Origin of the sequence: Pseudoalteromonas luteoviolacea (genome assembly GCF_018100925.1) — a bacterium.
GTDB lineage: Bacteria > Pseudomonadota > Gammaproteobacteria > Enterobacterales > Alteromonadaceae > Pseudoalteromonas > Pseudoalteromonas obscura.
In genome coordinates this window covers 373,422-385,512 of record NZ_JAGJEH010000003.1, presented here as the reverse complement: position 1 = coordinate 385,512, position 12,091 = coordinate 373,422, and the positions used below count along the sequence as shown (strand labels likewise).

Sequence of the window (12,091 nt, the reverse complement as noted above, 5' to 3'; positions counted from 1 at the left end):
GTGGTCACCTTATTTAACAGTGATAGTTACTTTAGCAACCGGGTTTAACCAGCGGTGAACTGTATTGTGTAAATCACTTTTACCGCCTGAAGCATCATCATCACCTAGGTTACCGCGGTGAATGTGGATCATCTCATTTGCTTCGTCTTCGGTTACGCCAGTGCCTAGAGTGCCTGGCGCAGCACCAGGTGATGCAGGAATACCGAGTACACCTGGTGCGCCTGAGCCATCTACCACAAGTTCATTGTTTGCTTCGGTGCCCGCATCATAAGCATTTAGATACACATGATAGGTGCCAGCTTCAGAGGGGATCTGCCAGCTATTCAGACCGATAAAACCGTCATTAGTGGGTAGCATCATAGCGACGATAGACAATTTGTCATTGCCATCACTGGTTTCAAGATCCGCCATTGTGCTGGTCACAGGGGCAAGTAGGCCTTCAGCCGGGTTGCTGACCGTGTTTGCATTGATACCGGTTAAGATGGTGTTGAGGCCATCTAAGCTACCACCTTCGGCCATCGCCTGAAGTGCTTCGGAAGCCTTTTCCCCAGTTTTAAACAGCATGGCATCGCCAGTATGTGCACTAATAAGTATCGGGGTGAAGTATATCCCTTGAGTTAGGTTTGTAACCTTAACTTCAAGAGAAGCTGCATGTGCTGCGCCTGAGCTAAGAAGTGTGCCTGCGATGAGTGATAGAATACGTGTTTTCATAATTGGCTCTTGTTGATTGTAATTGACATCAATAAGCATGCAGGGCAATTATCGCGAAAGCCTCTCCTAATTATCACAAATTTATCACAGCAAGATCATTTTTTAATATTGAGTGAAAAAGGCAGAACCAGCCCGCAGGCTGGTTTAGGGATTAAAACTTATTGGCTGGTGGCCATTGCGGGTTACTGATTTCATCTTCACCGACCGCAGTTGGCGCTTCAGCGGTAATGGTTGAGGGCGTATCTTCTTTTGGAATGCACACTTCAACAACATAGTTGATCCTGTCGTTTTGGCGGATCTCTTCCAGCGCCCCTAAAAGTTGCTCGACACTGGTTACTTTAATACCTTTGCCGCCAAATGCGTCGGGCAATTTGGCAATTTGCCAAGAGGGTAGATCATTATAGCTATATACTTGATTGAGAAGTTTGTCCTGATAATCCACAGGGGGCTTGCGAAAGGGGTTGGGGTTTACCAAGTATTGTTCAATACCGTAAATGCCATTTGCCAATACAAAAACCACGGTATTTTGCCCGTAAGCATGTTGATCGGCTACCGCTTGGCAAGTTTCGTGAAATGCCCCGTCGCCGACAACAACAATTGAGCGCTTATCTGGGTACGCACATTTTACCCCAGTGCCCGCAGGCACAGAGTAACCGATTGAGAGCCAAGCTGCTTGTGCCACAAAACCGCCACGAGCAGGGACTTTAACACGTTGAGCACCAATCAGAGGGAACCCTGCGTCGACAATTAGCACGTCATCTTCAGCCAGCCAACTGCTAATGGCTGCGAAGAAACTGTCATAACCGAGTTGATTATCGGTATTTGGAAAGCTGCAAACAGGGTTTGGTTTACGCAGTCCAGCTAGCTGTGCGGGGGCATGCTTTGCCAATACTTCAAATGCTTCGGTTAGATAGATCAAGTAATCTTTGAGCATGACGGATGGATAAAAATCGGCGCCCACATAAACACCTTTATGTGCGGATAGTACGGTATTGCTACTGCGGATATCTTGGTTCCCGGTATCTTTGCCTGTTGTCCATGCGCCTAATCCAACGAGGACGCCATCTTCACCAACGAGATCTTGTACTTCTGATGGTGTAAGTGTTACACACCCTTCAAACCACGGATGTGTTTCCGCGATAACTGATTTGCTAAGTGCAGAGGTTACGAAGTGGATTTGACCATCAGGCATTGTATGGTGACGGTTAATGACCTCTAGCAAGTTTAAAAACTCATCTTGCAGGCCAAAACGTTGCAATTCGATCCCTGCCCAAAATATGCTTTTTGGTTTTGAAAGCATAAGTTTCAAGGTTGCCTCAGCCGCTTGTTTGGCACAGCTGACGGTGAGGGTATCGTTTTGCCGCTCTCTTATCCGTCCTTGTGGCCTTTGACACGGACTACGCCAAATATCTTCAGTCACTTCAAAGTAAATAGGGCGTTGTTCACTCAGTAAGGCGGTCAAAGCTGAATCAATTTGATATGGAGCTTGAAGCGCGTTATTGACTCGCTCAGCAGCTACAGTAACTGGGCGAAACATATGAATATCGACAAATTCGTAGCCAGTAGTATGGGAATACAGCAAACCAGCACATTTTGATATCTGGTCTTCTTTATTAGTGGGAGCACCATTGATTAGTATAACAGGTACCTGTTCGACATAGGAGCCAGCTATGGTATTGAGTAAGCTAAATGCCCCCACACTGTATGTCACATATAGTGCACTTGGTCCTTTTAATCGCGCATAAGCATCTGCTGCAAAACCCGCACAGATCTCATTCGCATTGCCTTTAATCGTGATAGGTGATTGGCTATCGGCTAGGATCGTATCTAGCAAACCTGCTGTGTAATTACCAGCGACACCAAACATATGGTCGACGCCGATCTCTTCTAGCCTATCTTTAAAGTAGTCGGCAACCGTGTATTCTTTAAAATTTGTACTCATAAATCTTTCTCTGTTGAGTTCACAAAAAGCGGTTTAGCATGTCGCCCAACCGCCACTTTAGTGTGTTCGCTTACTTGGTATCGAAGTAGCTGAGATCGACCCCAATGACACTTTCAAAGTTTTGGTTGCGATCTATGGGAGCAGCACTGGCAGAGAAGTTAGATTCAATGTACTGGTTGATAAGTTTGCTGGAGTTTTCTTCATAGATAGCCTTGATGGCATCAGATGCGTGAATATTCGTCGCCTCAAAGTACACTTGGCTGAAAGGTTTTAAGCCAAAACCTTTTTCTAGTGCCAAGTCTGTAGAGCGTAATGCACCTTCAACCCATCCTTGGTAATCAGAGAATGCTTCACCACAGGTATAAAGGTTAGGTAGGGGTTCACTGAGCGTTGCCATAACCTCTTTATCATTGGCGCCCACAGCCCATTGGTGTACACCATAACCAAATTGGCGGCTCGCTGGGATATCAAACTTAGTACTGCCTTCCCAAATGCGCGCACTTGTTAAAATGGGCGCAGGAACATAATGCGTGTTGAAAATTTCTTTAAAAAATTTGGTTGCTTGTGCGACAACGGCGGTTGAGGCCGGGTATATATCATCGGGTACTTCTTGAATGTAATGTGCTTGGTCTGGGTGATGATAGGTTTCACCAATATTTTGTAAGTTACTCCAAAAGTTAATATTTAAGTAATCGCAGTATATTGTTAAAGCTGCTGGACGTTCGTACTTATCATTGCCAATTCGATCTAGTTTTGCCTCTATGTCTTTGGATGGGGTTGTAGTACGTTCTTGATACATAAGCGCTGCGGCCAACTCATCATTGACTGCATAAAAAGGGTATACTGATCCGGTTGGTAAGTCGGCAAAGTTTGGACCAAACTCAACTGCGGGTCTGCCAGTCGTGCCGCGACCCCACCAAGCAGAGTCATAATAGAGGTTAATCTTCAAAAGAGGCTGATTGCTGGCCGTTTGTAAGGTATTCCAAAGTTGCTCTGAACGTGCTTTATCCAGTTGATTGAACGCATTTGAGCGAACAAATAGCTTTTCCAGCGCAAGTCTGGGCAAACCTAGAATAACCTTTTCAGCTTGCACAGCGCCTTGATGAATTCGGCCATGCTCGTCTTTATGCGTGTAATGTAAGGTATAAAGCCCTGACTCTTCAGCGTAATCTATCTCATCGATGTTGGTTTGCAGGTGGATATTGTCGGTGCCGACCTCTTCAACCAGTGTATTGGGCAGCGTACTAAACCCATCTTTAAAGGTTTTAAACTGCACATTGGCTGGAAAGTCTTCCAATAATTGATAAGCAACACCTGCGTTCATTTGTGACAGAAAAGTACCGTTAAAGCCAAGCACCCGATACAGCATGTTGATGCACTCTTGTGAGTACCCCATATCCGTGTATAGATCCCACAATGTCCACTCATTGAGGCTTTGCCCTTGCCACTGGCATTCGAGTCTAAATGCTTGCCAAAATTCTGGGCCTCGTACTTCTGGGCGTTGTTGAAATTGAGGGTTTGCTTCTAAAATTCGGTTAAATACGACATTCACGATGTCTTTCGGGTTAACACCTTGCTCAGACTGGTCCAAATTGTATAAATGTGACCAAATAGCATAATTATCCTGCTGTGCATCCGATACGCTAAAGCTCTCTCCTCGGAAAAATAAACGATTATTTCCGCCACTGTTCATTGGAAAGGGCACAATGTCGTTTTGCAAATTAAGCTTTAAAAAGAGTGCCATTAAGTCGTCCATGCCATCAAACAAAAAGCGCATGCCACCTTGCTCTTCTTTTACTGTGATGGTTTTAGGTTCGTTTGAACGTAGGTTGTTAAATTTGATTAGATCTGAATCTAAACGGCCTCCGGTTCTGTTTGACCGTTCAAAGATTGCGAGATCTTGGCATTGTGCTTCTTGCTGTAAACGCCATGCGCTATATAGTCCTGACATACCTGCGCCGACAATGGCGACTTTTACTTTAGAAGGGAGGGGTTTATCTGTTATCTCTTTGCCAAATGTGAAATGTGTCATAGTTTTTCCTTAGCCTCAATGGTTAAGTCTACTCTGGCAGACGACTACTCCTATAAAACGACTACTGCGACTGTGCTGCAAAAGCAGATCATTAAATCTGCGATATACATCAAACCTTGCTGGTATTTGTACAAGTTCGTAAAGGCACCTTGGCACGGCTGTTTATGGTGCATTTGAACGAATTCAATTAAATGTAGCACAAAGGTTAAATTTGTGGGTTTGAAGTGAAAGGCAGGTGGTTTTTATAAGTACCTTGAAGTATATCAATTAAATTGCCTCTGAAGATTATCTTATGGAGCTTGAGTGGAGTAAGGCATTGAGGCAAACTATATGTAAAACATATGGTTATAATTCACAGCTGTGAAACCTATTTAATGGTGTGAGTGATGCGCTTTAAAGTTGATAACAAGGAAGTCGATCTTGTCCGTGGTGTTGTTGTTTGTACATTGGACACACAGCAAAAACCCATTGATATACGTGCTAAGACATTGCAAGTTTTAACCTTATTAGTTGAAAACTCAGACCGAGTTGTGACCAAGCAAGAGCTACTTGAGCAAATATGGCGTGACCTAGTTGTACAAGATCAAGTACTTGTACAATCTATCAAAGAGATCCGGGATTTGCTCGGGGCAAATACGATAAAAACGTTTCCGAAAAAAGGTTACCGCTGGGTAGCAGATATAGAGTTGGTGCAAAAGGCGGGTCAACCAAAACGCTACTTTGAAGCTAGATTTCTGGCACTAGGCTTTTTGGCTGTTACCCTGCTACTGGGGCTGAGCTACATTGTGTTCGTTAAAAAAAATACCGCCCAATTGCCAACCATAGCCTTTTTGCCTGTCGAAAATCATATGCCAGATAAGCTGCATGAGTGGGTACCTATTAAAGGGATGGATCAATTAACGCATGCACTTGCAAAACAAACCGATTTGCCCGTGAGCAATACGGATAATGTGCTACTCGCGATAGAGCACCTCCAGCAGCGAAAGATAAAAGAGCGACGATCTATCGCACAATTTGTCTTTAAACTTCAACAAAAACTAGACGCTCAATTGATAGTGCAGACAAGGCTGACAGGTTACCCTCAAGATCTGCAATTACACTACACGTTGCACGCACAACAAGGCCCCGAGCAAGGGGTGATTCTCTCGCAAAGTGTCGATGATGCATTCAATCAGCTTATTTCTGTATTGGCACAAAGGTTTGGTCAACGCGAGAGAATGAGTGACCAAAGCTACTACAGTGCCTTTAGCAACCAAGCTTTTGCCAAAGGAGTAAATGCTTACTTGCAACGTAATTTTGATGCGGCTATCACGCTGTTTCGTGGGGCATTAATTGAAGAGCCAAACATGCTAGCAGCAAGGCGGTATTTGGCAGGAAGTTTAGCTAATACGTATCAATTAGAGCAGGCAATTGCTTTGTTGCAAGGGAGTTTAGCTCTGGAAGACCTATCGATGGGCCAAAAAGAACACTTGCGGGCAAATTTGATGATTGGGTACCTGCTTATCCATTGGCCCAGAGGTGAAGACAGGGAGCAAGAGTTAGATATGGCAGAGCGATATATTGCTAATGCGAAAGGGCTTGCACAATCGAGCCAAGACAAGCTTTTTATTGCCTACTCTTACGAAGAGTTGGGAAAAATCAAGCGATTACAAGGCCATTATAGCGAGGCGACTCGTTGGCTATTGGCTGCGCTTGAGTATCATCAGAGTTTTCATGGCCAATATGGACAAACAGCTGCCTTAATTGAGTTGGCAAAAATCGCTATTGCGCAACAGGAGATCAGTGAAGCTAAGCACTATTTTGCCAGAGCAAAGCAGGTCGCTGACGAAAGCAACGCTCACCCAAATCAAATTTGGGTGTTACTTGCTCAGGCGGATATGCACCGTGATTTAGGGGATAAAACACGAGCTAGTACTTTGGCACAACAGGCCCTTGATATCGCACACCTTGCAGATAATCCTCACCTTATCGCGCGGGTGCAGGCATGGTTCGCACAAGTGCCTATTCATACAGTGAATTAGAGACTACAGTAGTCAGGTTGTTTTGGCTTCCAGTCAGGAACTGTGTCTCGTTGAGCTACATTGCTCTTTCTTAATTGCTCAACGGCTTTGACAACAGCGGTAGGTTCTACGACTTCATTTTTGACGAAATAGACCCAATCTACATCCTGATAATATTGGCGCATTTCGGTAGACTGGACCAGCTTATTTGGGTCAAACCACTGATTAAAGTTGATTGACATAGGAACCTCTGGGTAGACATCAGCACCGTGTTGGGCAAATAGATAGCCGTTTACATAGTACTTAAGGGTATTGTCAGCAACTTGGAGCACAAGGGTATTCCAACCTTGCAGAGACTCAATGTGATAATCGTATGCGTTGACTTTGGTCCACGGCGTCAGCTGAAAAGTTTCCCAAGAAGTGGCAAAGAGTGCGAGCCGCTCCGTACCCCAACCACCATTAGGTAAATACTCGAAATCCATTTCACTGTAGTTTTTGTCCATTGGCGCTTTGAGCGGGCTGATGGCATAAAATGTTTGTATTACTGCGTCACCGTCCGGGCCATATTGTGGTGCATCGTTAAAATAAACACGTGCAGCGTAGGTGCCTTCTTTGAATTTGCGGCTGTGACACACTTGGGTATGGCGAGTATTTTGAGCTGAGCCATCGGTTTTTGCAGTGATACGCATCACCGTATTGTTATGGTTGATGGAGTCGGGATGAAATGTGACACCCTCTCGCCACCAAGTCGCATTTTTAATACCAGGATGACCGACTTCATCTCTAATTTGCCAACCATTTTTTTCTGCGTCAGAAAACTGGCTGTAACTAAAGTCATCAAACATGATTTGAGGTGATTTGGCATTGGCGGTTGCACAGATACCAACTGTGCCGGCTACCAATAAGCACGCTTGAGTTTTTATTAGAATTTTATTTATCAGCATGTGTAATTACTCCGTTGTTGGGGACAAGGAGTAGCTTGTTTGAGGTTGCTAAAAAGTGCTAATTAAACTTGCTGAAATATCGAGGTTTTGTTGGTTAAATTATATTAAATTATTGATAATAAACAATATAAAAATGAGTCATACTCATCCATAAGCAGACTCATTGGGCTAGTATTTGATTGTTTAATTGCTAGCTTGTACCTCAACCTCCTGTCCATCGGTTAGACGCTCGGCGCCTCGTACCGCAATACGATCACCAACAAGCAATTGGCGCTCATCATCTGACGGTATGATCTCGACCAATTTACCTTCGCCTTTTCCGACGGTGACAGGTATTTGCTGAACGGTATTATCTTGTGACACTTTGACTATATGGATCCCTGTTTGGCGAATAATTAAAGCGTCTCTGTTAATTAACATGACTGGTTTTTTCGACTGTAGCGGCACCGTGACGTCCACCAACTGCCCAACCGCAAAGGTATGTTGGTCTGCGATTAGTTTAGCCCGCACCTCCACCGTTTGAGAGCGAGGATCTGTGGCTGGGATCACGCTGGTAATGGTGGCTGTGCTTATAGTCGGCTTGTCCAAATCACCGCTTTGTATGGGTAAAGAGATACCCGGTTTTAAGTAGTGTAGATATTTGACTGGCACATATAATCTGGTTTCTAGATTATGGATATCAACAAAATTGAGCAATTCACTTGCGCGGCTCACTTCTCTGCCTGCACGCTTGAAACGCTCGCTGACGACTCCTGTAAATGGCGCACGAATGGTCGCTCTGGTGAGTTGCTCTGCTATTACGCGCAATTCAATTTCTGCCAGCGCGATATCAGACAAAGCTAAATCGTGTTGGTTCTGAACACTATCAACTTGTGTTGCCGCTGCACTGTTGGTTTTCGCCAATTTTTTCAATCGGCTAAGTTCCTGCTTGTGAAACCTGAGGTTCACTTTGGCACGGTTTAACATTTCTTGCTGGCGTGCTCGTTCTAGCTCGAGAGGGAGAGTATCCATACGGACCAGCACTTCTCCTTCGTTTACCTGCTGACCGGGCTCTGCAACAAACAGCAGCCTGCCGGCTAATCCGGCTGTCAATACGACATCTTGCTTGCCATATAGGGTACCGTTGACTGCCAAAGAGCTAGTCAATGGCGCTTGCGTAACGGACTCCACGGCAATTGGCAGTGCGGCGGTACTGATTGAGCTATACATGAATGTGCTGCATGCCAAGGCCAATGAGAAAAATTTAACGGTGAAAGGTGTTTTACGCATTGTTACTTCCTTATTGGTTTGACACTAGATTGAGCGAGGGTTTGTGTTCACTATTTTGCTCTGGGCGAGAGTATTTACCTTTACCTAGCTGTAATAAGCTCGGCATGAGGAGCAGTGTGAACAGGGCGCTTATCGCCATTCCGCCGACTATCACTGTGGCTAGACCGCGGTAAATCTCTGCTCCTACACCTGGTACTAACGTCAGTGGCAACATACCAAACAGGCTGGTTAACGTACTCAAGTAGACCGGCCTTGCTCGCAACAGGACAGCTTGACGCACTGCATCTTGCCTAGGCATACCCGCCGCTTCTGCGATGCGAGTCTGATCGACCAACAAAATGGCATTATTCACGACCAAACCAAGCAAGATGATAAAGCCGATCATGGTCAGCAAGTCGAGCGATTGAAAAGTGAATAAGTTGAGAATATAGAGTGCTATTACGCCACCGGCCGCTGCCAATGGCATAACCATGAGCACCAATAAGCTATCTTTAGCCGATTTAAACAGCGCACTCATCAACAAAAATAAAATAAACAGAGCCAGCACAAAGTTAATGGCCATCTCTTGAATTGCAGAGTTCATTTTTTGCGCATTGCCGGAAAGAATCACACCAGCGGTTTCTGGCAGTACTTCTTTGACTTTAGGGATCACCTGTGTGCTTAAAATTTGTTGCGCTTGCTCCAAAGACATGTCTGCTGGTGGCGTTACGACCACGCTAACCGTTCTACGACCATTGACACGACGCAGCTGGCTAGGACCAACAGTACGTTCGACATGCGCCAACTCTCCAACTGTCTGAATACCAGCGTCTGGGGTGACGATAGGGAGTGATTTTAAGGCTTCTGGCGAGTCCCAGCTCGAAGCGCGTAAAATAACGTTCATGCGGTCATTTCCGTTAAAGTATTCGTTGATGAATAGTCCGCCAGTAAATGCTTGTATGGCCTGAGAGACGTCTTGACGAGAGAGTCCGGCTTGCGTGATTCGACGATCATTGGGGTGCAATCTCAATTCAGGCTCAGCCATATCTAAGCGTGGTTGTGGTTGTGCGGTTGCCTGTGGAATGGCCTCCTTGACCGCAGATAAAGCCGTTTTAGCACCAGTGATAAGATCATCCATATTTGGACCGGTGATTTCGATATCAATATTACGGCCATCTCCCCCATTGGACACTTGAATCATAGAACCGCGGAATAGGAACACCTGTGTATCGGGCAGGTCGACAAGAATTTCCTCGCGAGTCACTTTCATCAACTCTTCAACCCGTTGAGGATCTGCGGAATAAATAAACCCACCAGCGTTTGTGCCAAATAAGTAAAAATTGAAATCCTTTATGCCCGGCTGTTTTTCCCCAGTGTAATGGGGCATTAGGCGAGCTTTAACGCGTTTTAGCAATTCTTCTTCCATATAGTTTATGTTTCCGCCTGGTGGTGTAACGAGCGAAAAGAAGAAGCCATCTGTAGGTGCTTGGGGCATGAAGTCTGTTTTTGGTAACATGGTAAATGTGATTAGCATGGAACATCCCAATAGACCCACTATCCAGCCTGTTTGTTTCGCGCGTGAGTTGGTTAACTTCATAATAAAATTAGTGAGCTTATGCCAGTATGCTTGATAGGGGTCTTGTTTTGCTTTTCTATCAGGTATGTAACGATTGGCGATTGGAATGATGGTTAATGCGCTGACAAGGGATGCAATAACGGCAATTGAAAGGGTTAGGGCTAAATCAGAAAACAGTTGGCCTTCAATTCCGGCCATAAATAAAATAGGTAAAAAGATGGCTACGCTGGTCGCTGTCGAAGCAAAGAGCGCGCCGGCTACCTGAGTCGCTCCCTTTAGAGCCGCCTTGCCATTTTCGAAGCCTTCCGATTTTAGCCGAGCTATATTTTCTTGCACTATGATAGCTGCGTCGAGGACTAACCCTACAGCGAACGCGAGTCCTGCTAAAGAGATAACATTGATACTGCGATCAAATATATTGAGCGCCAAAAATGCGACCATTAAAGACACGGGTATCGTTGCGGCAATGACCATCGTTGTTTTAACACCGCGAAAGAACAGCCATAAAATGATGCAAGATAGTAGAACACCTAAACCTAAGTTGCTTTTCACTAGCAGTAGGGCGTTTCGAATATGTACAGACGCATCAAAGCTGAGCTCAATACTTAAACCTGCTTCGCTTAGCGGGCCCGCGTTGAGTTCTTTGATGGCGAGGTTAATATCATCTAACAGTGCAACGGTATTGGCGTCGTTAACGCGTGAAATACGGATATAGTAAGCGGGCTGTCCATTCCTACCACTCATACCAAGCCGATCAGAGAAAGTCTCTTTCACGGTGGCAATATCGCCTAAATAAATGGGTCGATCATTGGAGTATCCGACGCGCATTTGCAGCATATCTTGTAAGTCATATTGCCCTGTAAAACGCACTGTGTACTGTCTACGGCCAACATTGGCGAGCCCCGAAGATGTGTCTTGGGAGGCACGTAGCGTTTGCCGAATTTGATTGATACTGATCCCCAGCGCTGCCGCCTTGTGTGGGTCAAATGTTACACGTAATTCACGGTCTCGCTCACTGGCCAAATCAACTCGAGATACCCCTTGGATTTGCGATAGCCGAGGTTCAATGATCTCGTCTATTTGCTTTTGGTATTGCGCCATATCAAAGCTTAAGCCTTGTTCACCAGCATCGAGCGGTGTAACCAGCAAGGTGGCTGCAGCAGTTCCGCCGCCTCCACCAAAGCCGCCGCCAGCCGAAACAACTGGATCTAATGCATCCAGTGGCAGAGGAGGAGCTTGATTCAGGTTAGTTAAGACATCCAACATTGCCTGTTGCATATCGGTGCCAATGGCGAAAGTGAGCGAAATAAAACCGTTTCCGCGATTGATTACGGTATCAACTTCCAGTGCTCCTGGTGTATTTTTTACTGCGTTTTCTAGCGGCTCAATAATGACGGATTCTATTTCTTCAGGGGCAGCTTGTCGCCAGCCAGAAAAAATGGTGATTTGAGGTTGTTCGATATCTGGTGTAAGTTGAATTGGTAGTTTAAATATACTTAACAATCCAAACACCATGACTAAAGCCAGAATGACTATCACACTGGCTGGGTTTTTTAGGGAACTGCGCGTTAAATTCATCACAACATCCAAGTTTAACAGTACATGATGGAGTGTAACGATTGAGGGAAAAACTGCCAG

The 12,091-nt window shown here is 45.2% G+C and carries 7 protein-coding genes; 1 reads left to right on the top strand and 6 read right to left on the bottom strand.

All coding sequences use genetic code 11. The features are described from left to right. Positions 1-9: 9 nt before the first annotated feature. The 3 genes from J8M00_RS07705 to J8M00_RS07695 all read right to left on the bottom strand — a co-directional run bounded on the left by J8M00_RS07705 (position 10) and on the right by J8M00_RS07695 (position 4,685). The gene (locus tag J8M00_RS07705; RefSeq protein WP_211009712.1) at positions 10-711 is read right to left on the bottom strand and encodes a spondin domain-containing protein; all 702 of its coding nucleotides are present in this window, start codon (positions 709-711) and stop codon (positions 10-12) included. A gap of 151 nt (positions 712-862) precedes the next feature. After that, positions 863-2,653 (bottom strand): alpha-keto acid decarboxylase family protein, encoded by a 1,791-nt coding sequence (locus J8M00_RS07700; protein WP_211009711.1) that lies wholly within the window; start codon positions 2,651-2,653, stop codon positions 863-865. A 70-nt stretch (positions 2,654-2,723) separates the two neighbouring features. Continuing rightward, positions 2,724-4,685, bottom strand: coding sequence for an FAD-dependent L-amino acid oxidase (locus J8M00_RS07695; RefSeq protein WP_211009710.1), 1,962 nt, complete (start codon positions 4,683-4,685; stop codon positions 2,724-2,726). Positions 4,686-5,071: 386 nt separating this feature from the next. Here J8M00_RS07695 and J8M00_RS07690 point away from each other — a divergent pair, with 386 nt between their 5' ends. Further along, the gene (locus tag J8M00_RS07690; protein ID WP_211009709.1) at positions 5,072-6,706 is read left to right on the top strand and encodes a winged helix-turn-helix domain-containing protein; all 1,635 of its coding nucleotides are present in this window, start codon (positions 5,072-5,074) and stop codon (positions 6,704-6,706) included. On the opposite strand, the gene J8M00_RS07685 is transcribed toward J8M00_RS07690, so the two are convergent. The 3 genes from J8M00_RS07685 to J8M00_RS07675 form a co-directional block, all read right to left on the bottom strand. After that, on the bottom strand, positions 6,703-7,629 hold the full coding sequence (locus J8M00_RS07685) for a glycoside hydrolase family 16 protein (protein WP_211009708.1): 927 nt from the start codon (positions 7,627-7,629) through the stop codon (positions 6,703-6,705). The two genes, J8M00_RS07690 and J8M00_RS07685, sit on opposite strands and share 4 nt — an antisense overlap. 183 nt (positions 7,630-7,812) lie before the next feature. After that, on the bottom strand, positions 7,813-8,898 hold the full coding sequence (locus J8M00_RS07680) for an efflux RND transporter periplasmic adaptor subunit (RefSeq protein ID WP_247687278.1): 1,086 nt from the start codon (positions 8,896-8,898) through the stop codon (positions 7,813-7,815). A 10-nt stretch (positions 8,899-8,908) separates the two neighbouring features. Continuing rightward, positions 8,909-12,031: an efflux RND transporter permease subunit gene (locus tag J8M00_RS07675; protein ID WP_211009707.1), complete on the bottom strand. Its 3,123-nt coding sequence runs from the start codon at positions 12,029-12,031 to the stop codon at positions 8,909-8,911. Positions 12,032-12,091 lie beyond the last annotated feature (60 nt).